Annotated in this window: 22 protein-coding genes, 2 tRNA genes and 2 pseudogenes; 9 read left to right on the forward strand and 17 right to left on the reverse strand. The window is 68.6% G+C overall.

The genetic code is table 11. From position 1 onward, the window contains the following. Positions 1-26: 26 nt before the first annotated feature. Genes HV826_RS14305 through HV826_RS14325 form a run of 5 tightly spaced genes read left to right on the forward strand, consistent with a single transcriptional unit; the run spans position 27 to position 3,564 of the window. On the forward strand, positions 27-1,136 hold the full coding sequence (locus HV826_RS14305) for a dsDNA nuclease domain-containing protein (RefSeq protein ID WP_176417570.1): 1,110 nt from the start codon (positions 27-29) through the stop codon (positions 1,134-1,136). 46 nt (positions 1,137-1,182) lie between these two features. Then, positions 1,183-1,743: a hypothetical protein gene (locus tag HV826_RS14310; RefSeq protein ID WP_176417571.1), complete on the forward strand. Its 561-nt coding sequence runs from the start codon at positions 1,183-1,185 to the stop codon at positions 1,741-1,743. Further along, positions 1,740-3,041, forward strand: a complete 1,302-nt coding sequence (locus HV826_RS14315) for a hypothetical protein (RefSeq protein WP_176417572.1) — start codon at positions 1,740-1,742, stop codon at positions 3,039-3,041. Before HV826_RS14310 ends, HV826_RS14315 begins: the two co-directional genes overlap by 4 nt. Continuing rightward, positions 3,031-3,291, forward strand: coding sequence for a hypothetical protein (locus tag HV826_RS14320; protein ID WP_176417573.1), 261 nt, complete (start codon positions 3,031-3,033; stop codon positions 3,289-3,291). The genes HV826_RS14315 and HV826_RS14320 overlap by 11 nt, the downstream gene beginning before the upstream one ends. Before the next feature lie 12 nt (positions 3,292-3,303). Further along, positions 3,304-3,564 (forward strand): helix-turn-helix domain-containing protein, encoded by a 261-nt coding sequence (locus HV826_RS14325; RefSeq protein WP_176417574.1) that lies wholly within the window; start codon positions 3,304-3,306, stop codon positions 3,562-3,564. Between the two features lie 16 nt (positions 3,565-3,580). On the opposite strand, the gene HV826_RS37160 is transcribed toward HV826_RS14325, so the two are convergent. After that, a complete protein-coding gene (locus HV826_RS37160) occupies positions 3,581-3,898 on the reverse strand; it encodes a hypothetical protein (protein ID WP_255217217.1) in 318 nt (105 codons plus the stop codon). A gap of 156 nt (positions 3,899-4,054) precedes the next feature. Between HV826_RS37160 and HV826_RS38080 the strand changes: the two are divergent. Then, a pseudogene (locus HV826_RS38080) lies at positions 4,055-4,705 on the forward strand (tyrosine-type recombinase/integrase); the annotation flags it as partial. Positions 4,706-4,913: 208 nt separating this feature from the next. On the opposite strand, the gene HV826_RS14335 reads toward HV826_RS38080, so the two are convergent. The 13 genes and pseudogenes from HV826_RS14335 to HV826_RS14395 form a co-directional block, all read right to left on the reverse strand. After that, a tRNA-Pro gene (locus HV826_RS14335) sits at positions 4,914-4,990 on the reverse strand. Between the two features lie 199 nt (positions 4,991-5,189). Next, a pseudogene (locus tag HV826_RS14340) lies at positions 5,190-5,468 on the reverse strand (integration host factor subunit alpha); the annotation flags it as partial. Positions 5,469-5,558: 90 nt separating this feature from the next. After that, positions 5,559-7,973 (reverse strand): phenylalanine--tRNA ligase subunit beta, encoded by a 2,415-nt coding sequence (gene pheT, locus HV826_RS14345; RefSeq protein ID WP_176417575.1) that lies wholly within the window; start codon positions 7,971-7,973, stop codon positions 5,559-5,561. Between the two features lie 61 nt (positions 7,974-8,034). After that, positions 8,035-9,084 carry a phenylalanine--tRNA ligase subunit alpha gene (gene pheS, locus HV826_RS14350; RefSeq protein ID WP_176417576.1) on the reverse strand — a complete coding sequence of 350 codons (1,050 nt, stop codon included), beginning with the start codon at positions 9,082-9,084 and terminating at the stop codon, positions 8,035-8,037. 160 nt (positions 9,085-9,244) lie between these two features. Then, positions 9,245-9,592 carry a 50S ribosomal protein L20 gene (gene rplT, locus HV826_RS14355; RefSeq protein ID WP_163784423.1) on the reverse strand — a complete coding sequence of 116 codons (348 nt, stop codon included), beginning with the start codon at positions 9,590-9,592 and terminating at the stop codon, positions 9,245-9,247. A gap of 99 nt (positions 9,593-9,691) precedes the next feature. Beyond that, complete coding sequence (rpmI, locus tag HV826_RS14360; protein ID WP_163784424.1) at positions 9,692-9,898, reverse strand: 50S ribosomal protein L35; 207 nt, start codon at positions 9,896-9,898, stop codon at positions 9,692-9,694. 167 nt (positions 9,899-10,065) lie between these two features. Further along, complete coding sequence (gene thrS, locus HV826_RS14365; protein ID WP_176417577.1) at positions 10,066-11,994, reverse strand: threonine--tRNA ligase; 1,929 nt, start codon at positions 11,992-11,994, stop codon at positions 10,066-10,068. Between the two features lie 74 nt (positions 11,995-12,068). After that, positions 12,069-12,140 (reverse strand) — tRNA-Val (locus tag HV826_RS14370). Positions 12,141-12,218: 78 nt separating this feature from the next. Continuing rightward, positions 12,219-12,926: a uracil-DNA glycosylase gene (locus HV826_RS14375; RefSeq protein WP_176417578.1), complete on the reverse strand. Its 708-nt coding sequence runs from the start codon at positions 12,924-12,926 to the stop codon at positions 12,219-12,221. Then, the gene (locus tag HV826_RS14380; RefSeq protein ID WP_176417594.1) at positions 12,923-14,098 is read right to left on the reverse strand and encodes an AI-2E family transporter; all 1,176 of its coding nucleotides are present in this window, start codon (positions 14,096-14,098) and stop codon (positions 12,923-12,925) included. Before HV826_RS14380 ends, HV826_RS14375 begins: the two co-directional genes overlap by 4 nt. 209 nt (positions 14,099-14,307) lie before the next feature. Continuing rightward, the gene (locus HV826_RS14385) at positions 14,308-14,670 is read right to left on the reverse strand and encodes a PEGA domain-containing protein (RefSeq protein WP_176417579.1); all 363 of its coding nucleotides are present in this window, start codon (positions 14,668-14,670) and stop codon (positions 14,308-14,310) included. Positions 14,671-14,692: 22 nt separating this feature from the next. Next, positions 14,693-15,616: a hypothetical protein gene (locus HV826_RS14390; RefSeq protein ID WP_176417580.1), complete on the reverse strand. Its 924-nt coding sequence runs from the start codon at positions 15,614-15,616 to the stop codon at positions 14,693-14,695. A 12-nt stretch (positions 15,617-15,628) separates the two neighbouring features. Next, the gene (locus HV826_RS14395) at positions 15,629-15,964 is read right to left on the reverse strand and encodes a PilZ domain-containing protein (protein ID WP_163781047.1); all 336 of its coding nucleotides are present in this window, start codon (positions 15,962-15,964) and stop codon (positions 15,629-15,631) included. Positions 15,965-16,182: 218 nt separating this feature from the next. Between HV826_RS14395 and HV826_RS14400 the strand changes: the two genes are divergently transcribed. Next, positions 16,183-16,905, forward strand: a complete 723-nt coding sequence (locus HV826_RS14400) for an FKBP-type peptidyl-prolyl cis-trans isomerase (protein ID WP_255207777.1) — start codon at positions 16,183-16,185, stop codon at positions 16,903-16,905. Position 16,906: 1 nt separating this feature from the next. Here the strand turns inward: HV826_RS14400 and HV826_RS14405 are convergent, their stop codons facing one another. The 3 genes from HV826_RS14405 to HV826_RS14415 form a co-directional block, all read right to left on the reverse strand. Next, the gene (locus HV826_RS14405; protein ID WP_176417595.1) at positions 16,907-18,889 is read right to left on the reverse strand and encodes a hypothetical protein; all 1,983 of its coding nucleotides are present in this window, start codon (positions 18,887-18,889) and stop codon (positions 16,907-16,909) included. 242 nt (positions 18,890-19,131) lie between these two features. Then, complete coding sequence (locus HV826_RS14410; RefSeq protein WP_163781045.1) at positions 19,132-19,335, reverse strand: cold-shock protein; 204 nt, start codon at positions 19,333-19,335, stop codon at positions 19,132-19,134. A gap of 115 nt (positions 19,336-19,450) precedes the next feature. Beyond that, positions 19,451-21,325 carry a M2 family metallopeptidase gene (locus tag HV826_RS14415; protein ID WP_176417582.1) on the reverse strand — a complete coding sequence of 625 codons (1,875 nt, stop codon included), beginning with the start codon at positions 21,323-21,325 and terminating at the stop codon, positions 19,451-19,453. 234 nt (positions 21,326-21,559) lie between these two features. Here HV826_RS14415 and HV826_RS14420 point away from each other — a divergent pair, with 234 nt between their 5' ends. Then, entirely contained in the window at positions 21,560-22,618 is a 1,059-nt protein-coding gene (locus HV826_RS14420) for a hypothetical protein (protein WP_255207776.1), read from the forward strand. Then, positions 22,618-23,175, forward strand: a complete 558-nt coding sequence (locus tag HV826_RS14425) for a DUF3105 domain-containing protein (protein WP_176417583.1) — start codon at positions 22,618-22,620, stop codon at positions 23,173-23,175. The genes HV826_RS14420 and HV826_RS14425 overlap by 1 nt, the downstream gene beginning before the upstream one ends. Positions 23,176-23,188 lie beyond the last annotated feature (13 nt).

Here is a 23,188-nt window from a genome sequence, read left to right on the forward strand (position 1 = left end):
CAAGCCCCTCACGTTGAGAGGATGCAGTGCCGCCAGCTTCCAAACCTCCCTCCATCCACGCGCTCGTACCGCTGGAGTCCGGTGGAACCACTGCTCGCAGTGGCTTCATGTACCAGGACCACATCGCGGTCAGCTTCTGCGTCGAGATGCTGGCCGAGCGCCGAATCGAAGCGATCTGGTGCGAGGTACACGATGACCTGACGCTGATCTGGAATGACACCGGCGTGCAGGAGGTCGAGTTCGTCCAGGTCAAGTCAGACCGCCGCGATTCACTGTGGTCCCCTGCGGTGCTGTGCCACCGGGATAAGAAGGACAAGGCGGAGGTCAAGGGCTCAAGCATGCTCGAACGCTCGCTCGCGCATGCCAAGTGTCAGGAGCCCCACCGCTTTCGCATCATCACCGCGGCGGACGTTCACTCGGATCTGCGCGTGCTGATGCACGAACGCGGGACTCCACAGCGGCATCGGGACCACCCGGATGCGCGTGCCTTGTTCGACAAGATCACGGGGGTCCTCCAGGACCTGCCAGCCGATGGTCCCGGAGGGCTTCGCTTCTGGCTCGACTCGGTGCTGTGGGAGGTCAGAGGCGTCGAAGAGGCCGTACGCAACACGACCACGGTGAAGCTGTCCGGGTTCCTTCACGACTTCTTCGACATGTCCGCGCCGGACCAAGTCCGGGAGGTCTACGACTTCCTGCTCCACGCGGTGGAGCAGTCCGCAGCAGTCCGCGTGCCACCCCCGTTCGATGCGAAGAAGCTCCCCCTTCACCGAGTCCTGTCAGAGCTGAAGGCCAAGATCCAGGCCCTCAAGCACCCGTACTCCGCCGCGGGTGGGAATCCCCTGCGGCGCGCGCTCACCCGGATGGGGATGGCGGAGATGGACATCGAGCACGTCCTCCAGGAGCACGCCGAACACATGGCCACCGTGAGGCGGCAGGCGTTCTTCTCCGGCAAGGACGCAGCCAGCGTCTTCCGCGAGGTCGAAGCCCTGCTGCATCGGCTCCGGCTGGAGTACAAGCCGGGCTCCGCCGAGGAGACACCGATGGTGCGGTACGTACGCTGCCTCAAAGCCCTGGAGGCACTTCACGCCACCCTGCCAGCGGACGGCCGCCCCCCCTCACCCATCTTCGCGGAATGATGTACGAGGCGGTGAAACGCGGAGTGCACCACTTCGAGAGGGGTGCGTGATGCGCTCCATCCGCAACCTGCGGGACTACCCGGCCGGCCTGCCCCTGGTGTCCGACGAACTGGTCGAGTTCCATGCGGCGCGCCTGCTGCTCCTGCTCAAGATCTGTGGAGGCCGGAAGGGACAGATCGACGGCCTGACGAAGCTCGCCAAGTTGGACTTCTTCGTCCGCTACCCTACGTTCTTCGCTCGTGCCTGTGCCGAGCGCGGAGCCAGCGCGCCCGACGTTGAACCTGGGGTCGAGTCGAGCATGGTTCGCCACCACTATGGGCCCTGGGACCACCGCTACTACCATGTGCTCGCGTACTTGGAAGGAAAGGCGCTGGTGCGGGTCACCCGGGAGGGCACCAAGCCCTTCAGGTTCCAGCTGACCGACCAGGGCGTCCACGCGGCCGAGCAGCTGGCCTCGACGGAATTGTTCCAGGAACTCGTGGAAATGATGAGGCACGTCTTCGCGGTCTTGGGCAAGGACAGCGGCACGGCGCTGAAGGACCTCATCTACCGGCTGTTCGACCGGGAAGTCGCCGCGCGCAAGCTCGGGGAGGTCATCAAGGAATGACGGCGAAGATCCTCAACGTGCTGCGCCTCCAGCGCTTCCGGGGCGAGGTCTGCGAGGAGCTGGAGTTCTCGCCCGGCGTGAACGTCATGATCGGCGAGCCGAACGCCGGAAAGACGAAGTGGCTGCAGATCCTCGACTACCTCTTCGGAGATACGGGGGTGGTGGAGGATGCTCTCGGCCAAGACGTCGCAACCATCTACGACCGTGCGCGTGTGGAGCTCACCATTGCTGGCGAACCGCTGACGCTGGAGCGCCGCTGGAAGGAGAAAGGCGGGCGCACCAAGATCCTCGTCAATGGCGATCCCGTGCCCGCCGCCGAGTTCTCCGCCTTCTTCCTGCAGCAACTGAATCTGCCGGTCGTGCGGATTCCCAAGGGGGACCCGTACTCGGAGAACACCTGGCCCGAGCTGAGCTGGCGCACCCTGCTGCGGCACATCTATCGGAAGGAGGACTCGTGGCACGAGTTCATCCTCAAGCAGCCGGAGTCGGACCAACACGCGGCCGTCGTGTTGTTCCTGGGAGCCGCGCCCGCCGTGTTCTCCTCGGACTATGCCCGGCTCGTCGAGGCCCAGAAGCAGCAGGCGAAGCTCGAAGCCCAAAAAGCCAACTTCGAGCAGACCGTCCAGGATGTCGCCCGTGAGCTGGTCACGGTCGAGGAAGCCACCGCCGGCTTCACCCGGGACTCCCTGGCGGCCGCCATCAAACAGCTGGAGGACGAGGCAGTGGCAAGGCAGGCGCGTCGCGAAGAGATGCTTGCCAACCTTCGTCAGGCTGCAGAAGCACGCGCCGCGGAAGAGAACGCTCGCCAGGCGGAGGTCTTCGCGAGATACGGCGCGGAACTCGAAGCGGCCCGTACCCGCCGCGCGCAGCTGCGGCAGCAGGTGGAGTACGGCTCGGAGCGCATCACGGAGCTCACCCTGCGTCTCAACAGTGCACGCAATGAGCTGGCGAAGCTGGAGCGCACGCGGGCCGCGGGTGACATTCTCGGGCCGCTCCGGGTGACCCATTGTCCCGTGTGTGACCGCCCGGTTTCGCCACGGAACGCAGACCCCGGCGCATGCCACCTCTGCCACCAACCCGTGGAGCAAACCGCCGAGCCCGACAGGGCCACTTCTCTCCGGCTCGACTTCGAGCGGCAGCAGCTCAAGGAGGAAGGAGCGGAACTGGAAGGGCTGGTCGACCAGCTCAAGGCAGAGGACTCCGTGGCACGCCTGCAGCTTCGGGATGCTCCTCACCGTCCAGGCGGGCTGCGGCGAGGTGGAATGGCGGCAGCTGGACCCGGAGGCAGTGGAGCATGAGCGAGAGGAGACGGCGGAGGAACTCGAAGCGCGCGCCCTGGCACAGGTCCCTACCGATGCCAGCGGCGACACCATCACCGTCGACGGGTTGCGCCGCCGGCTCGCGGTGGGCAAGGAGAAGGTCCAGACCATGGTGAATCGGCTGCTGGAGGCGGGCCTGGTCGTACGCCTGCCCAACCGGGGCCTCCAGCGCACGGGCCGAAGCAGCCTGGCCGAAGACTCCACCGGCCTCGCGGTCGCGAGCACCTGAGGAGGCCTCACCATGACTGCAAGCAACGGCGAGAGTCCGGTGGGCTCCAACGAGGAGCAGGACGCGGCCCTCTGGGACGCGAACGACGTAGCCCGGTTCCTCAAGACGAGCAGGAGCTGGGTGTACCAGCGGGCCCAGGCAGGCGAGCTTCCATGCCTGAAGATTGGCGGGCTCCTCCGCTTCGAGCCGGCCGCCATCCGCGCCTTCATCAAGAACCAGAACACGGACGGCCGGAAGGTGGTGCCTTTCTCCACGGAGAAGAAGCGGCCATAGGTTTCCTCCGGAGACCTCACACCATGAGGAGGGTTCGATGGGTTCCGTCTATCGCAAGAACGACAAGTGGTACGTCCGCTTCAAGGACGGTCATGGCCGATGGCGCGACACCGCGACCAAGGCCACCACCAAGACCGAAGCGAAGTCCCTCCTCCATGACCTGGAGGTGCAGACCGACCGGCAGCGGCGCGGGCTGGAGCCGCTGCCCGAGCACCAGCAGCAGCTGACCTTCGGGGAGCTGATGAGCCGCTGGCGTGACGAGGTGGGCGTGCGCCTGCGCTCCACCACCATCATCGCCTTCGGGGAGAAGCATTTCCGCGAGGAGTTCGGGCACCTTCCGCTCAAGGAGGTCACCGCCTCACGGATGGAGGCGCTGCTCAATGGCAAGGCTGGCGAGCTGTCTCCGGAGTCCCTCAACCACCTCCGCGCCCTCGCCCACCGAATGTTCGCGTGGGCGACGCGGCGAGGAACGTGGACGGGCCTCAACCCGATGAAGGCCGTTCCCCGCTTCAAGAAGCCGAAGAAGCTCCCGCAGTACCTCAAGGAGGAGGAGGTGCCTCGGATGCTGTCGGCCCTGGAACGGCGCTGGCGGCCTCTCTTCGCCACGGCGGTCTACACCGGCATGCGTAAGGGCGAGCTGCTCGCACTGCGCAAGTCGGATGTGGACCTCCCGGGTGGAACCATCGTCGTTAGCCGCTCGCACGCGAGCGACACGACGAAGGGGGGCCATGCGGACCTGCTGCCCATCGCCGTGGGGCTCGTGCCCTACCTGCGTGAGGCCATGGCCTCGTCCAGGACGGAGCTGGTGTTCCCCCGGGAGGATGGCTCGCAGCACCCGCCGGACATCGCCCTGCACAAGGTGCTGCGCCGGGCCCTGGGGCGCGTCGGCCTCGTCGAGGGCTACCGTCACGTCTGCCGCCGCAAGGGCTGCGGCTACGAAGAGCGGAAGAGCCATGCCGTGGCGGAGCCTTGCCCCCGCTGTGGCATGCAGTTGTGGCCGCGGGCCCTGCCCCGCCCGCTGCGCTTCCACGACCTGTGGCACACCACCGCCACGCTGCTACTGAAGGCGGGCGTTCCCCTGGCCACCGTTCAGCGCATCCTGCGCCACTCGGCCCCATCCATCACCACGGAGGTCTACGGCCACCTCGACGTGGAGGACATGCGCAAGGGCATCGACCAGCTCAGCTTCCAGCCCTTCAGCGCAGCAGAGCGACCGCAGACAAACCCCGTGCTGCAGGAGGCCGAGGAGATGCCTCCGCTTGCTGCTAGTTTGCTGCTGGAGCCCACGAGCCCAAAAGGTGAAGGCCCTGGAGGCCCGCGGGAAACCCGCGAATCTCCAGGGCCTTCGATGGTCGGGGCGACAGGATTTGAACCTGCGACCACTTGCACCCCAAGCAAGTGCGCTACCAGGCTGCGCTACGCCCCGGCACTGCTGCTGCCGTGAAAGGGTGCGCCCTTATGCCCCCACATGACGCTCAGGTCAAGCAAGAGCAGCAGGGCACCTTCGGAAAAACTCACCCTTCCATGTCCTCCATTCCCTCTTCGTCGAAGTCCTCGCCACGGGCCTCGGCCGCGTCCGCGGCGGCCTCCTCGCGGGCGTCGATCTCCGCATGATCCTCCGGCGGCGCCTCGCCGTTCAGGGCGCTCTTCAGCACCTGGCTCGGCCGGAAGGTCAGCACCCGGCGCGCCGAGATCTCGATCTCCTTGCCCGTCTGCGGGTTGCGGCCCACGCGCGCCTTCTTCTGGCGCACCTGGAAGTTGCCGAACCCGGAGATCTTGATCTTGTCCCCGCGCTCCAAGGTCTCCTTGAGCGTGTCGAACACGAGCTCCACGATTTCGGCCGACTCCTTCTTCGAGAAGCCGACCTTTTCGTAGACACCCTCGATGATGTCCGCCTTCGTCATGCGAATCCTCGGGAAGCCCTCGGGGCTGAACGGCGGGCACTGTTGCAGCCTTCCCAAAGACGTGTCAACCCTCTGACTTCATTCAGGAATTCAGGCGCGCAAGGCAGCTCCCAGCCGCTGCTTCACCTCGTCCACGATGCGCTGGTGCGCCTCGTTGACCTCCACGTCGGTCAGCGTCCGCTCGGCTGAGCGGTAGCGCAGCGCGTACGCCAGGTTCTTCCGACCCTGGGGAATCTGCTCACCGGTGTACACGTCGAACACCTGAGCGTCCTCCACCAGCGGCTTGCCCACCTCCAGGATCACCCGACGCACCTCGTCGTTGGGCAGCTCCAGCGGCACCACCACCGCCAGGTCCCGCAGCACCGCTGGGAACCGCGGCAGCGACCGGTACGCCGGCACCAGCTTCGCGGCCCCGTACAGCGGCTCCGTATCCAGCTCGAAGACGAACACCCCGTCCGGCAGGCCCAGCGCCTTCGCCACCCGGGGGTGCACCTCGCCCACGTGGCCCAGCACCGTGCCGTCCGCCGCCTTCACCTGCGCCACGGCCTTCGGGTGGTACGCCGCCGGCCCCGCGGGCACGTACGTCACGCCCTCCACGCGGAGCGCCCCCAGCAGCCCCTCCACCGCCGCCTTGGCGTCGTAGAAGTCCGCGCGGGCGTCCTTGTGCGTCCAGCTCCGGCCGCCACCGCGCAGGCCCCACACCAGTCCCGCCACGCGAGGCACCTCGCGCGCCGCCGGACGCTGCCCCTGCCCACCCTCCGCGTCCTGGAAGTAGGCCCGGCCCGTCTCGTAGAGGGCCACCGCCTCCACCTGGTGCCGCACGCTGCGGGACAGGTTCTCCAGCAGCCCTGGCAGCAGGCTGGTGCGCATCACCGACTGCTCCACGCTCAGCGGGTTGACCAGCGCCACCGGCTTCTCCGCCCCACCCAGCACCTCCAGGCTGCGCGGCGCGACGAAGGAGTAGTTCACCACCTCGTCGAACCCCGCACCGGCCAGCGCCTGGCGCATGCGGCGCTCGGCCTCGGCGTGCGCGGGCTCCGGCGCCAGCGTGGCCAGCCCCCGCGGCAGCGTCGCCGGGATGTTGTCGTAGCCGTAGATGCGCGCGACCTCCTCCAGCAGGTCCTCCTCGCGCTCCACGTCGACGCGGGCCCGAGGCACCTCGTACGTCGCCTGCCCCGTCCCCTCCTCCACCGCCTTGAAGCCCAGGGCCTCCAGGATGCGGCGGACCTCCTGCTCCGCCACGGCCACGCCCAGCACCTGCTCCACCCGGGCGAAGCGCAGCGTCACCTTCCGGGGCGGCTTCGGCGCCGGGTACACGTCCACGCGGCCCGGGGCCACCGTGCCCCCCGCCAGCTCCGCGATGAGCTGCGCCGCCCGGTCAATCGCCGGCACCACGGCGTCCAGGTCCGCCCCGCGCTCGAAGCGGTGCGACGCCTCCGTGTGCAGCCCGTGCCGCTTCGACGAGCGCCGCACCGTGGAGCCCTGGAAGTTCGCCGACTCCAGCACCAGCCGCTTCGTGCCCTCCGTCACCTCGCTGTCGCCGCCGCCCATGACGCCGGCGATGGCCTGCGCCCGGTCCTTGTCCGCGATGACCAGGTCATCGACGTCCAGCACGCGCTCCTTGCCGTCCAGCGTCTTGAGCTTCTCGCCGCGCGTCGCCGTACGGACGACGATCTCCTGCCCGGCCAGCTTCTCCAGGTCGAACGCGTGCAGCGGCTGCCCGTACTCCAGGTTCACGTAGTTGGTGACGTCCACCACGTTGTTGATGGCGCGCACCCCGGCCGCCTTCAGCCGGTCCTGCATCCACTGCGGAGACGGACCAATCGTCACGTTCTCCACCACGCGCGCCACGTAGCGCGGGCAGCGGTCCGGGGCGTCCACGCGCACCTTCACCTGCTCGGCGGCGGGCGTGCCCGACTCGGCCGGCTTCGGCTGGGGCACCTTCAGCCCGGAGCCCGTCACCACGCTCACCTCGCGCGCCACGCCCAGGTGGCTGAGCGCGTCCGGCCGGTTCGGCGTGACGTTCACCTCCAGCACCACGTCATCCAGCCCCACGGCCTCCGCGATGGGCAGGCCCACGCGCGTGTCCGCCGGGAGGATGAGCAGGCCGCTGGACTCCTCGCTCAGGCCCAGCTCCTTGGACGAGCAGAGCATGCCGAAGCTGTCCACGCCGCGAAGGGCCGCCTGCTTGATGTCCATGCCGTTGGGCAGCTTCGCGCCCACGGTGGCCAGCGGCACCTTGTCGCCCACCTTGAAGTTCTTCGCGCCGCACACCACCTGGAACAGCGCCGTCCCGCCGATGTCCACCTGCGTGACGGACAGCTTGTCCGCGTTGGGGTGCTGCACGGACTCCTTGATTTGCGCCACCACGACGCCGCGAAGGGCCTCCGCGGGGCGCTCCATTCCCTCAATCTCCAGGCCCGCGGCGGTCAGCTTGCGCGCCAGCTCGTCCACGGACGGCGGCAGCGCCACGTAATCGCCCAGCCACTTCACCGAAATCTTCACAGGTCCACCCTCTTCTTCTACCGGCTGGAACACGGGGGCCTACCCGCGGCCCCCTGGAATCTCAGAACTGCTCGAGGAAGCGCGCGTCGTTCTCGAACATCATCCGCAGGTCGTCGATGCGGTAGCGCAGCATGGCGATGCGCTCCACGCCCATGCCGAACGCGTAGCCCGTCACCTCGTTCGGGTCATACCCGGCCGACGTGAAGACGTTGGGGTGCACCATGCCGCTGCCCAGCACCTCCAACCACCCCGTCTGCTTGCAGATGCGGCAGCCCTTGCCGCCGCAGTTCGTGCAGGTGATGTCCACCTCCGCGGAGGGCTCCGTGAAGGGGAAGAAGGACGGGCGGAAGCGCGTGCGCGTGTCGGAGCCGAAGAACGCCGTCACGAACGCCGCCAGCGAGCCCTTCAGCTCGGCGAACGTCACACCCTTGTCCACCAGCAGGCCCTCCACCTGGTGGAACATCGGCGTGTGCGTCAGGTCCGAGTCGCGCCGGTACACCCGGCCCGGCATCACCGCGCGGATGGGCGGCTTGCGGTTGAGCATGTAGCGCACCTGCACCGGGGACGTGTGCGTGCGCAGCAGCGCGGAGCTGTCCGTCTTCTTCGCGTGGCCCAGGGTGGCCTCGTCCACGTAGAAGGTGTCCTGCATGTCCCGCGCGGGGTGGTCCTTCGGCAGGTTCAGCGCCTCGAAGTTGAAGTAGTCCAGCTCAATCTCGGGGCCGCTGGCCACGTCGAAGCCGAGCCGCGAGAAGGTCCGGACAATCTCCTCCATCGTCCGCGACACGGGGTGCCGGCTGCCCAGCGCCACGCCGCGCCCTGGCAGCGTCACGTCCAGGCCCGGGCCCTGGAGCTGGGCCTCCAGCGCGGCCGCCTCGGCGCGCTCCACGGCCTGGGCGAGCAGCTTCTCCAGCTCCGCCTTCACGCTGTTGGCCACCTCGCCCAGCGAGCGCCGCTCGTCCGGGGGCAGCTTGCCCATGCCGCCCAGCACGCCGGACAACTCACCCTTCTTGCCCAGGTAGCGGACCCGCAGTGCCTCCACCGCGGACAGCTCCGACGCGCCGCCAATCTCCCGCCTCGCGGACTCCGCGAGCGCCAGCAACCGATCCCGCATGGACTTCCGCCTCCGTTCCAGTTCCCCGCGCGCCCTGGGCGCCGAGGCAAAAAAAAGGGCCGCCCCGAAGAGGCAGCCCGTTCACTCATCCGGACAGGGTGGTCAGCATCAGCCCACCACCCCACCCGTTCTGTCTCCAGCCTTGGGAGCTGGAGGTGTCTCAGGCCGCCTTCGCGATGTTGGCGACGGCCGCAAAACCCGACGGATCCACGATGGCCATGTCGGACAGGACCTTGCGGTCCAGGCCGATCTTCGCCTTCGCGAGGCCCGCGATCAGCTTCGAATAGGAGAGGCCCACCGTGCGGGCGGCCGCGTTGATGCGGACGATCCACAGGCGACGGAAGTCCCGCTTGCGCTGCATGCGGTCGCGGCTGGCGTAGTCCAGCGCCCGCTCAACCGCCTGGTTGGCGCGCTTGTAGCAGTTCTTCCGACGGCCGCGGAAACCCTTGGCCAGCTTCAAAATCCGATTACGACGACGACGGGCCTTGACGCCCTTCTTTACGCGCATGACTGCCTCACTTCGGACTGCGTAGTTTGGAAGCCCCCCGGCGCAGGCTTACTGCCGCTCCGACGAGGCCACGTAATCCCTGACTCCAGAACCGCGAAATCAGCCCCCGTAGGGGAACATCTCCTTGATGACCTTCTTCGCGTCCATGTCGCGAAGATGGCCGGTGCCGCGGCCGGTGCGCTTGGACTTCGGCGTCTTCGAGAACGTGAAGAGGTGCTTCGCGAAGGCCTTGCCGTGCTTGACCTTGCCGCTCTTCTTCACTTCAAAGCGCTTCTTCGCGCTGCTGCGGGTCTTCAACTTCGGCATCGTCCTGATCCTTCCATGCCCCGTGCCGTTGGACTTGCGCGGCAGGTGCGAGAACCCTCGAAAGATGGGGAACTTGGGCGGGCTCCCCTCGAAAGTGCGCCAAGATACTTAGGTGCAACAGGGAGTCAAGGCCCGTCAGCAAGCCGACAGGCGTCCTGACCTCCCGATCACGGCAGGGCCGCTTCCTTCGCCAGCAGCGCCTCGAAGTCCGTCAGCTTCATCGTCTTCAGGTCCTCGCCGCCGTACCGCCGCGGCGAAACGCCCTCGCCCGACACCTCGTTGTCGCCCACCACCAGGGTGAACGGCACCTTCTGGAGCTGGGCCTCGCGGATCTTCGCGTTCATCGACAGGCCGCGCTCGTCGAACTCCACCCGGTAGCCCTTCGCCCGCAGGGTGTCCCGCACCTTCCGGGCGTAGTCGTTCTGCCGGTCCGCCACCGTCACCAGCACCGCCTGGATGGGCGCCAGCCAGGTCGGGAAGGCGCCGGCGAAGTGCTCGATGAGGATGGCCGTGAAGCGCTCGAACGAGCCGAAGATGGCGCGGTGGAGCACCACGGGCCGGTGCTCGGCGTTGTCCTCGCCCACGTAGGACAGGTCGAAGCGCTCGGGGGCCAGGTAGTCCAGCTGCATGGTACCCAGCTGCCACCGGCGGCCGATGCTGTCCGACACCGCGAAGTCGATCTTCGGGCCGTAGAACGCGCCGTCACCCGGGGCCAGCTCATACTGCAGGCCCAGCGACTCCAGCGCCGCCGTGAGGCCGCCCTCGGCGCGGTCCCACAGGGAGTCATCCCCCAGGCGCTCCACGGGCCGCGTGGACAGCTTCACCGCGTAGGTGAGGCCCACCGCCTTGTAGACGTGGTCCAGCAGCTTCACGAAGCGCCGCACCTCGTCGGTGATCTGCGCCTCCGTGCAGTAGATGTGCGCGTCGTCCTGCGCGAACTGACGCACGCGCGTGAGGCCGCCCAGCGAGCCCGCCGCCTCGTTGCGGTGCAGCACGTCCTGCGTGTGGTAGCGCAGCGGCAGGTCGCGGTAGCTGTGCTTCTTGAAGCCGTAGAACAGGTGGTGCGACGGGCAGTTCATCGGCTTGAGCGAGAAGTCATGCTCCCCCGACTCGCTGTCGAGCACGAGGAACATGTTCTCCTTGTACTTGCCCCAGTGGCCGCTGGTCTCCCACAGCCCCTTGTTGAACATCAGGGGCGTCTTGATCTCCACGTAGCCGTCGTTCTGCGTCAGCTGACGCATCCAGTTCGACAGCGTGGTGTAGAGCGTGGTGCCCTTCGGGGTCCAGAAGGCGGAGCCCGGCGAGTACGGGTGGAAGTGGAAGAGGTCCAGCTCCTTGCCCAGCTTGCGGTGGTCGCGCTTCTTCGACTCCTCGATGCGGTTCAGGTACTCCGCCAGCTGCTTCTTGTCGAAGAAGGCCGTGCCGTAGATGCGCTGGAGCATCGGGTTGCGGTGGTCACCGCGCCAGTACGCGCCGCTGGAGGAGAGGATCTTGATGATGCCGATCTTCCCCGTGCTGGGCGCGTGGGGCCCCAGGCAGAAGTCCACCCAGTCGCCGTGCGTATAGAGCGTCAGCGTCTTGGCGCCCTTGGCCGCGATGTCCTTGACGATCTCGACCTTGAACTTCTCGCCCTTCTCCTCGAACAGGCGCACGGCCTCGTCCATGGAGATTTCAGTGCGGACGAAGGCCATGTCCCGCTTCAGCTCGGCGTTCGCCTCGGCCTCGATCTTCTCCAGGTCCTCGGGCGTGAAGGGCTTCTCGCGGAAGAAGTCGTAGTAGAAGCCCTCCTCCGTCGCGGGACCGATGGTCACCTGCGTGCCCGGGAAGAGCGTCTGCACCGCGCTGGCCACCACGTGGGCGGCGTCGTGGCGGATCAGCTCCAGCGACTCGGGGCTCTTGGGCGTGAAGATCTGCAGCTTCACGTCCTCGTCCAGCTTGCGCGCCAGGTCCATGTCCTGGCCATTCACGCGCGCGAAGAGGGCGGCCTTCGCCAGGCCAGGGCCGATGCTCTCCCGCACGAAGTCCGCGATGGTGGTGCCCCGGGCCGTCTGCTTCTGCGAGCCGTCGGGGAGCGTCACCGTGATGGTGTCGGACATACGAACCTCGGAAAAACAGCGGGCGGCAGGCTCTTTGGAAGCCATGCCGCCCGCTGAAAGTCACTCACTGATGATGGGTCGTAGTGGGATCGAACCACTGACCCCTACCGTGTCAAGGTAGTGCTCTACCGCTGAGCTAACGACCCTTGGCGTTGCAGCCGCTTTGGTGGCGCGGGGAATAACAGCGGGCTCCCCCAGCTGTCAAGGAAACACAGAAGCCTTCATCAACTCTTCCCGCGCACCTTCGGATCCGCCGTTTCCAGCAGCGCGTGGATCCGCGACATGACGACATCGAACATCGCCGGGGTCAGCCGCCCCGTCTGCGTGTTCTGCTGGCTGACGTGGTAGCAGCCCAGCAGCGTCCTGCCGCCCGGCAGGGGCAGCTCCGCCCCATGGCCGAACGCGGGCTTGGGCGATGGCAGCGCCATCCCCTGCCGCGCCAGGGCCACCAGCGCGGCGTTCCAGCCGATGGCCCCCAGCGCGAGCAACACCCGGCCCGGCAGCAGCGCCAGCTCGCGATCCAGGAACGGCGCGCAGCGGGCCAATTCCTCCGGGAGGGGCTTGTTGTCGGGCGGAGCACAGCGCGCCGCCGACACGATGAAGGCGTCCTTCAGCCGGAGGCCGTCGTCCCGGCGCTCGCTGAGGGCCTGGTTCGCGAAGCCCGCGCGGTGCAGCCCGGCGTAGAGGAAGTCACCCGAGCGGTCCCCGGTGAACATCCGCCCCGTCCGGTTCGCCCCGTGGGCCGCCGGCGCCAGCCCGACGATGATGAGCCGGGCCCTGGGGTCTCCAAAGCCGGGGACGGGCAGGCCCCAGTAGCTCCAGTCGCGGTAGGCGCGGCGCTTCACCCGCGCCACCTCCTCCCGCCACGCCACCAGCCGGGGACAGGCCCGGCAGCCGGTAATCTCCTGGTGCAGCGCCTCCAGCTTCGTCACGGCGCCTTGGGCTCCCCGGTGTAGAGCCGCGTCCGGCGGTAGCGCTCCACCACCACGCTCAGGACCACCTTGAGGATGGCCGCCACCGGCACCGCCAGCAGGATGCCCACGAAGCCGAACAGCTCACCGAAGGCGAGGATGGCCAGGATGATCGCCACCGGCGCCAGCCCGACCTTCTCCCCCACGATTCGCGGGGTGATGACGAAGCCCTCCAGCATCTGCCCGATGACGAAGGTGGCCGCCACCGCCGCGAGCTGCCACGGCCCCTGCCACGACAGCATGAGCCCCACCAGCGACAGCACGATGCCCACGCCCGTGCCCAGGTACGGCACCATGTTGCCGAAGCCGGCGATGACGCCGATGACGATGGCCATGTCGATGCGCGCCGCGGACAGGCCCGCCGCGTAGATGACCGACAGCACGCCGCCCACGATGAGCTGGCCGCGCACGAAGGCGGAGAGCACCTCGTCCACCTCCGCGAAGCGCCGGCTCACCAGCCCCACCGCGCGCCGGGGCAGCAAATCCTTCACCATGCCCATCAACCGGGGGTAGTCCTGCAGGAAGAAGAAGGCCAGCACCGGCACCACAGACAGGCCCAGCAACGTCACCACCAGCCGCGCCGTGTTGCCCGCGAAGCTCGCCAGGATGCGCGCCGCCGCCGGTCCCGCGCTCTGGACCAGCTCCGACGCCTGCTTTCCCAGCTCGGCGGTGCGCTGACGCACCAGGTCCGGCAATGAACGCCCCAGCAGCCCTTCCACCCTCGGCACCACCTGGGTGCTCGCGCGGTTGAAGAAGTCCGGCAGCTTCGACGCCTCCTCCCGGAACACCGGGATGAGGTACAGCACCGCGCCCACCAGCATCAGCGTCCCCGCCGCGAAGACGAGCGTCGTCCCCCACGTGCGGTCCACCCGCCGCTTCTCCAGCTCGGTGACGATGGGATTGAAGATGTACGCGCCCGACAGCGCGAGCAGCACCGGCACCGCCACGCCGCCAAAGACAGACAGCAGCGCGAACACCAGCCCCAGCGAGCCCACCATCACCGCCGACCACCACAGGTCGATGCGCCGGGCGTCGAACTCAGACAGGGCGCTCTCGGCCACCGCCACGGGCTCGGCGGCTTGCACACGGGCCGGCTCGGTTGGGGCCTTATCCTGCGCTCGCGGCGGCGGCACCTCGTGAAGCACGGGGGCGGACCGGGCCGACGGCGACACGGCCGCGGCGGCGGGTTTCACGGCGGCGGGGGGATGACCTTTCCTGCGGCGTCCGATGGCGCTCTCCTCTTCAGTCCCAGCTACGGCGGCGGCATGTCCTGATTGCACTTCACGAAAGCACAGGAAGCGGGCTTTCGTGGAAGCCCGTTCGCTCTACAACCGGCCCGGCTTCACTCCGAACCCGCGCCCTTCGACCCCGAAGCCCGGAGCTGGATGGTCAGCCGCGCGCGCGCCCGGCTGGGCTCGAAGTACGTCGTATAGGGCCAGTACCCCTGCTTCTTCACTTCAATCTCGTGCAGGCCGCTGCCCACTCGCAGCGACTTGGGGGAACCCGAGAAGTCACTGCAGAGCCCCTGCCAGACGCCATCCAGGTACACCTCCGCGTCCACGGGCTCGCACAGCAGGGCCAGGTTGCCGCTGGGGTTCTGGGCTTCCGCCATCAGCTCGCGGGCCTTGAGCAGGGACTCGGGCTCCTGACGCTTCGCACACCCAGCGAACGTGGACACCACCACCAACAGCAGAAGCTTCCGCATCAGCTCGCCGAGGACCTCGCAGTCACTGCGTGACAATCACGACCCGGCCCTCGGCCAGGAAGCGCGTGTTGGCCTCGGCGAGCGCCTTCGCGTCCTCCGAGGCGAGCACCAGGTCGGAGCCCTTGGAACCCTTGGCCTTCACCACCAGGGGCTTGTCCCCCACCAGCGAGGCCTTCTTCGCCGCATCCAGGCTCTGGAACCACGCGGCCACGGCGGCCACGGCCCGGCGTTCGTTGGCCAGCGCCGCCGCGCCGTAGAGCGCCTTGCCGCTGTCATCCAGCAGGCGGGGCGCCAGCACGGGCTGCACGCCGAGCCCGCGCGCATCCACCACCAGGCCCGTGTACTTCTTCGCGCCCGCGCCGTTGATGGGGATGACGGTGTCCGCCGCGGGGGGCGAGAACAGCGACGCGGTGAGGACCGACAGCGGCACCTCCACGTCAAGCTCCACGCCACTGTCGGAGAAGAACCGCCGGGCGACGACCTTGTAGCCGCTCATCGCGGCCTCCACCCGCTTGCGCACCTCTTCGCGGGCCAGCTCGTCCGCCACGGTGCGGCCCGCGCTGATGTGGAGGCGCCCGGCCTGGTCCATGAGGTTCTGGACGGCGGACTGCCTGGCGGTCCGCTCGGCGCCCAGCCGGGCCTGTCCGGGGTTGGAGGCCTTCAGGTCGGGAGCACCCGCTCCCGTGGCCCGCAGGACCTGCCCTTCCCAATTGACGCCCGGTGCCCCTGGTACCGCTTTCACGGCGGCGGCGGCGGGCTTCGGGGCCTTCGCTTCCTTGCCCTGGCCGAACGCCGTCAGTGGCACGGCCAGCAGCATCCCCCACAGCGAGTGTCTCACGGGAAATCCTCCAGCCCCTCGTCCGACGTCGCGGAGCGTGTCAGGGCAGAATGGCTTCCCATTCAACGGGCCTGCTTCCGGGGAAGTCAAGGCAGGCCCCTGCGGCACGGCGGGTAGGCGTCAGTTCTCGTTGCCGTGACGGTCGACGTAGGCGTCGATCATCTTGCGGTGGCGGTCGGTGAGCAGCGTGAAGCGCACACCCGAGCGCTCGCGCTTGACGCCCAGCTCCGCCCACTCACGCACCACTTCACCCTCGGCGTAGATGATCTCCTCCGAGCCCGGGAGCTGGAACTGGAGACCGATGCGCTTGGCCTCGTGCTGAGGCTCGAGCAGCCGGGCGAGGCTCAGCCCTTCCTGGCTGATGTCCGCGGCTCGCGACATGTACGGCACGCCACCCATGTACTTGTTCAGGTAGATGTCGAGGGGCGCCCGCTTGTTCTTCCGCTTGTCGCTCATGGCTTCTTCGCCTCCGTCAGTGGTGCAACAGGTTGCTCCGGGGGTGAAGCAACCTGGATGCAGGGTAGAGGCGCGCGCTGAAGTCGCAAGAAAACGGACGGCGCGCGGAGGCCTCGCGCGCTCGCTGTGCTTCCTCGGTGAATTCTTCGCGCGGGCTTGTGTCTACCGAGCGCGCGGCCACGCTCTATAGTGCGCCGGATTTCATGAAAGGTGGATGCATGCACTCGATGTGGACGGCCGCCCTGGTGTTCGCGCTCGGCGCGACGGGCGCCCAGGCGCAGGACTCGAAGTCGGCGAAGAAGCCCGCGGCCAAGGCCGCGCCGGCGACTCCGGCCGCCGCGCTGTCCGAGGAAGACCGGGAGACGCTCTATACGCTCGGCCTCTCCATTGGCCGTGACTTGTCCCTCTTCGCGTTGTCGCCCGAGGAGCTGAAGGTGCTGCAGCAGGGCCTGGGCGACGGGCTCGGTGGAAAGACGTCCGACATCGACCCGAAGGACCAGGCGCAGCGGATTCAAGCCTTCGCCAAGAGCCGGCAGGCGCTCGCGGGCAAGGCCGCGCTGGAGCGCGCCGCGAAGGAGCCCGGCGCGGAGGTGCTCCCCTCCGGCGTCGTCTACAAGCAGGTCCAGGCGGGCGCCGGCCGCAGCCCGCGCGCCGTCGACACCGTCAAGGTCCACTACGAGGGCCGGCTGGTGGACGGCACCATCTTCGACACCTCCGCCCGTCGCGGCATCCCCGTCGAGTTCCCGCTCAACGGCGTCATCCCCTGCTGGACGCAGGGCGTGGCGAAGATGAAGGTGGGCGGAAAGGCGAAGCTCACCTGCCCCGGCAACACCGCCTACGGCGAGCGGCCGCCCTCCGGCTCTCGCATCCCGCCCAACGCCGTCCTCACCTTCGACGTCGAGCTCATCGACATCCCCGGCGACACGTCCCGGCAGCCGTAGGTCAGCGACTCAAGGCGGCCTCGGCGGCGCGGAGCAACGGCTCCGCGCTCACCGGGGCCCCGGTCGCATGAACCATCCACAGGTCCGGCGTCACCGAGCCGTAGGTGGCCATGCGTTCGAACTCGGCGCCCAGCGGCCCCTTGCGCTTCAGGTGCTCCTCAATCTGGAACGCGATGAGGTGGCCCAGCGGATAGTCGGGCAGGTAGAGCGGGTAGCTGATCATGTGGCTGTAGACGGCCAGCAGCGTGCTCCCCTCCCCGCCCAGCACCGGCGCGAAGGATTGGTTCCACACGTCGCGGGCGATTCCCACCACCGCCTCGCGAAGCTGGGCCGGCGTGGCCTCCGGGTGCGCGTACAGCCAGTGCCACACCGCCATGTCCACCAACGCGATGCCCGCGCGCTCCCACGTCTGCCACAGCTCGCCGAGCACCCGCTCCCGCTCGCTCGCCGCGTCCGGCGTGCCCAGCCCGAGCAGCTCCAGGTCGCGTGACTGGAACACGAAGGCCAGCGCCTCCGTGAAGGCGTTGTTGGGCACCCCCGCGAGCAGCGTGTGGTCCACGCCGTAGAGGCTGAACACCTGCTCCACGTTGTGCCCCAGCTCGTGCACCGCGATGTTGTAGCCCTTGTAGTCCATGCCCCCCTTCTCCACGCGCGTGCGCAGCCGGGGGAAGTCGCCTCGCCGCAGCGCCGGCTGCGCGTGCCCCGCTCCGCGCGACGCGTCCACGCGGATGCGCTCCGCCAGCCACACGGCCTTCGCCTTCGTGAAGCCCATGCCCTGGAGGATGCGCGGCAGGTCCTTCGCGAACGCGTCCGCCGTGGGGTAGCGCTCGCGCGTCAGCGCATCCAGTTCGGACTCCGGCCGCTTGCCGCCCGGATTGAAGCCCGAGTACCAGAGGTCCTGCGGCTCCAGCTTCCGGCCCAGGCGCGCTTCAATCTCCTTCGCCACGCGCGGCACCAGCGGTGACTCCAGCACCTGCGTCAGCAGCGCCCGGACGCGCGCCTCCGGCAGCTCGCGGCCCAGCTCGAAGCTCCGGGCGATTCGCGTGGGCGCCACCGGCACGTAGGGGTCCGCCTGACGCGCCGCCTGGAACGTGGCCAGCAGGTGCGCGTAGCGCGTGTCCGGCTCCGGTGACGCGTCCGGCGTCGTCGTGCGCGCGGGCGCATCCGCCTCCACCGTCTCCGGCGGGGCCACCGCGACGGTGTTGGTGAACGGGTTCCAGTCCAGCCGCGGGTTGTCGATGACGGCCGCGGGAATCGTCTGGGTGACGATGCGCTCCATCACCTGGACGATCATCCGCTGCTTCAGCGCGCCAGTCGCCGCATCGGAGTAGTCACCCTTCAGCTCGTCACGCAGGTTCCAGTGGCTGATGAGCCGCAGCCCCTTGGGGAAGGGCCGCCGCCCCTGCCCATCCACCAGGTGATGCATCCAGATGTTGTATTCAGCGATGTACAGGTTGGCCGCGGCGCTGGCGCGCGAGGACGCCTGTTCAATCTCCGCGGGGACGCGCTGGTTGAAGCGCCCGGCCAGCCGCGTCTCGGCCCACTGCCGCCGCGTCCACGACGGCCCCTGCTCCACGCGCTCCGCCAGCGTGGTGAGCGGGAAGTTGAGCAACACCACGAACCCCACGCGCGCGCGGAACAGGTCCATGGTGACGTGGGCCGCCGGATTATAAGCCGCCACCAGGGGCTCCACCGGCAGCAGCGGCCCCAGGTCCAGGTCGGTGTACCACTGGAGCTCGCGCCCGATTTCGTACAGGTGCCCGTCGAGCTGCTCGAACAGCCGCTCCAGCCGCTGGAAGGTCGCGTCGAGCGCCTTCGGGTCCGACAGGAACTGTTCACGCGCGAAGGCCGCGAGGTCTCCGTCCTCCGGCCGCCACATCGTCGCCACCTGCGCCACGCCCCGCTCGATGCGGGCCCGCTGCGCCTCACCGTGCCGCGCCACGAGCTCCGCCTTCAAGGCCGCGGCGTCGAACGTGGACGGCATGGCGGCGGACTCCTTCTCCGGGACGTTGACAGCGGGCGGTGCCTCGGACGAGGCGCCCGTGCTCGACGGCACGGCGGGCGTGGTGGAGCACCCCAGCGCGGCGAGGACGGGCAGCAGCCAGGCGCGTGAGCGGCGGAACTTCGTCGACAAAGGCACGGAGCGCTCTCCAAAAGCACGAAGGGCCCGACCCCGTGGGGCCGGACCCTCATGATGCATCAGAAGCAGTTCGAACGACGCTCGGCTCAGGCCGACCGGACGTTCTGGGCCTGCAGGCCCTTGGGGCCGCGGGTCACTTCGAACTCCACCTTCTGGCCCTCCTGAAGGGTACGGAAGCCATCCATGTTGATGGCGGTGTGGTGGCAGAACACGTCCTCACCACCACCGTCCTGAGTGAGGAAACCGAAACCCTTCGCATCGTTGAACCACTTCACGGAACCAGTAGCCATTTGCGCTCTTCTTCTTTCGTCACGGACGCGAATATCCGCCGTCCGGTCCTACGAGCGAACTCGCCTAGACGGCATCAATTTAAGCGGGGTCGCCCGGCGCGTCTACTCCCGACCGTCACCAACCGCACTTCTGGCCCTGGTTCTGCGCCTGGAGCCAGGTGCGCAGCGGGCTGAAGTAGTCGAGCAGCGGACCGGCATCCATCTGCCGGGTCCCCGTCATGGCCTGGAGCGCGTCAGGCCACGGCTTGCTCGCGCCCAGCTCCAACATGGCCTGGAGCCGCTTGCCGGCCTCCTTGTTCCCATAGATGGAGCACTCGTGGAGGGCGCCCTTGTAGCCAGACGCCTCGCACAGCGCCTTGTGGAACTGGAACTGGAGGATGCGCGCCAGGAAATACCGCGTATACGGAACGTTTGCGGGCACATGGTACTTGGCCCCCGGGTCGAAGTCCTGCTCCGAACGGGCCACCGGCGCGGCGACGCCCTGGTACTTCTCCCGCAGCGTCCACCAGGACTTGTTGTAGTCCGCCGGCTGCACGCGGCCGGAGAACACCTCCCAGCGCCACTGGTCCACGAGCAGACCGAACGGCAGGAAGGCAATCTTCTCCAGCGCGTCCTTCATCTGCAGGTTGATGAGGTTCTTCTCGTTCTTCGGAACGGCTGGCAGGAGCCCGGCCTGCTGCAGGTAGCCCGGGGTGATGGACAGCGTGAGCGCGTCACCAATGGCCTCGTGGAAGCCGTCGTTCGCGCCAGCCTGATAGAGGACCGGGAGCTGGTAGTAGTACGTGTAGTAGTAGTTGTGGCCCAGTTCGTGGTGGATGGTGACGAGGTCCTCCTCCGTGGGCTTGATGCACATCTTGATGCGCAGGTCGTTGCTGTAGTTCACGTCCCAGGCGCTGGCGTGGCAGACGACGTCGCGGCCCTCCGGCTTGGTGAACTGCGAGCGCTCGAAGAAGCTCTTCGGCAGCGGCTTGAGGCCCAGCGAGGTGAAGAACTTCTCACCCAGCTTCACCATGCGCATGGCGTCATACTTCTGCTGCTTCAGCGCCGCGTCCACGTCCAGGCTGGCCTGGCCGGGGAAGGGCTCCACCAGCGGGTAGATGTTGTTCCACTCCTGCGCCCACATGTTGCCCAGCAGGTGCGCGGGGATGGGCTCGCCGTCGGGCACCTTGTCGGCGCCGTACTGCTTCGCCAGGCGGCCGCGCACGTAGCAGTGCAGGTCGTCGTAGAGCGGCTTCACCTGGCCCCACAGGCGCTGGGCCTCGACCTCGAACTCGGCCGGCGACATGTCATACGCGGAGCGCCACAGCGTGCCCAGGTCGTTGAAGCCGATGTCCTTCGCGCCCTCGTTGGAGATGGACACCAGGCGCTCGTACAGCGGCCGCATGGGACGGGCCACGGAGTGCCAGCCCTGCCACGCGTCCAGCAACTCGTCGTAGTCGCGGCTCTCCGCGATGACGTCGGACAGCACCTCCAGGTCGCGGCACTTTCCCTTCCCGCCCGGCCCGCAGTACTTGCCCTTGCCGTAGAGGCCCTCCAGCTTCGCCGCCGTGGCGGCCAGCTCCGACCGCTTCTCCGCATCCGACGGCGCCGGCAGCGCCTGGGACACCTTGAGCAGGCGCAGCATGCGCGCGGTGTCCGCGTCCAGCGTCAGGCCATCGAAGCGCCGCGCCTCCTTGATGGCGCCGTTGACGTAGGCCAGCACCTCTTCGTTGACGAAGGCGGCGTTCTGCTCGGTGTCGTCGGTGATGTGCGTGGACTTGATCCACTCCGCGGTGGCCTGCTTCGTCCACAGGCGCTTGAGGTCCGCGTTCACCTTCTCCGCGAAGGCCTTCGCCTCTTCCGGCGTGGGCTGCGCCGCGATGGCGGGAGACTCGGCGGGCGCAGGCGCCTCGCGCGTCACTTGCGAATCCTGGGCACACCCCAGGAAGGCGGGCAGCGCCATGGCCGCGGCCGCACGCAGGAGGGAATTCAGGGGACGTTTCCGGTTCATGGCCGCGGACCGTAGAAGAACCCGCGCCTGATGACACCCCGAAACTGGGCGCTCCCCCGCCCCGGGAGGCACCACACTGTCGCGAAGCGCGCACTCCACCGACGCGGCGCGACACGCCGGGGATGGGCCCGCGCTCACGGGTGCCTCGCTCGCCTCGCCTCCGCCCGGCCGGAGACCTTGCGGGCGGCGCGCCCCCCGCCGTCCGTGTCACCCGGAGGCGTTACACCTTCGGCCATGTTGCTCGGACACATGAAGGACCCGCGCTGGCCCGCGTCCGAAGAAGCGCTGGCGCACGCCCGCCACTTCCTGACGGAGCTGAAGGGCCGCCGCGTGGTGGTGGCGCCCCACCCCGGTGTGGATGGGCTCGCCGCGGCGGCACTGGTCAGCCGCGCGCTCCAGGCCGTGGGTGCGCATGTGACGGCGCGAGTACCGGGCAAGGGCGAACATGCGTTCTCGCCGGTGTTTCAGGAGCGCCTGCGTGCGGCGCCGCCCGATGCGTTGGTGGTGCTCGAGATGCTGGCGCCGTGGGGCGACTCGAGCGTCCCTTCGGCTGTTCCCACGCTCGTCGTGGCGCCGCGGGCAGAGGCGGCCAGGGCGCCTGGCGCCATGGTGCTCTCCGCGAGGGACCTGGAGCCCGCGGTCAGCTGCAGCCTGCTGACCTATGCGCTCGTGTCGCCCCAGGTCGTTCCGGGCCCGCTGGAATGGCTGGCCGTCCTGGGGACCGTGGCGGATCAGGGCGTGGATGCCCCCATCCCGTCCCTCAAGGACGCGCTCCGCCGAGCCGGACGCACCGCCGTGACGGAATCCGTGGCCCTGCTGAACGCGGCCCGGCGGTCCTCGCGGTTCGCGGCACCGGTGGCGCTGGAGGTCCTCCTCCGGGCGGGGAGCGCCACCGACATCACCCGGGGCAATGTCCCCGGCGTCGACACGCTGCATGACTGCCGGCTGGAGGTGCAGCGAGAGGTGCTGCGGTGCTCGAAGACACCGCCGCGCATCGCCAGTCCCGTGGCATTGCTGCTGTTCAGCTCGGAGGCCCAGGTCCATCCGCAGGTCGCGGTGCGCTGGGTCCAGCGGCTCCCCGAGCACCTCATCATCGCCGCCAATGCGGGCTACCTGCCGGGCCGCGTGGACTTCGCCGTGCGCAGCCGCGTGCCGATGGACCTGGCCGTGCTTCCGCCGAACACGCGTGCGGGCAGCCTGTCCCGGGAGGACTTCCTCCGCTTCGCCGCCCGCCTGGGCTTCAAGGGCCTGCGCGACATCGACGTGGAGCGACGGGGCGCATTCCCCGGCTGATGCGGTATGACGCGGCCGTGATGCCCCGTCCGCTCCTCCCCCTCCTCACGGTCCTCGCGCTCACCGGCTGCGGCGACTCCCCTTCCGACGATGGCGACGCGTGTGAGCGCTTCAGCTTTCCACTGTCGGAGCCGAGCCCTTCACACCACCTCGACACCTGTTCGAGCGAAGGGTGCGGCAACGGGGAGAATCCGCCCAACTCCGGCCTCCACTGCGGCAACGTGGCGCCGTGCGGGGTCTCCTCCGAGCCCGTGGCCTCCTGCCTCTATGTCCACAACCTGGAGCACGGGCACGCGGTGTTCCTCTACAACTGCCCGGACGGCTGTCCGGACGAAGTGGCGAAGCTCGAAGCCGCGGCAGCGGCGGCGCCTCGCGGTGGCAACGGCGTCCGCAGGGCCCTGGTGGCGCCGGATCCCCAGCTTCCCCGGCGAGTGGCCGCGATGCTGTGGCGCCGGACGTACCTGGCTGACTCCGCGGACCCCGACGCCCTTCATTGCCTGATGCAGCTCCAGGACCGCGGGGCGCCGGAGCCAGGGCTGACGTGCCCCGCGCGCTGAGCCGCACGCGCTG

It is taken from the genome of Myxococcus sp. AM010 (assembly GCF_013372585.1).
GTDB lineage: Bacteria > Myxococcota > Myxococcia > Myxococcales > Myxococcaceae > Myxococcus > Myxococcus vastator.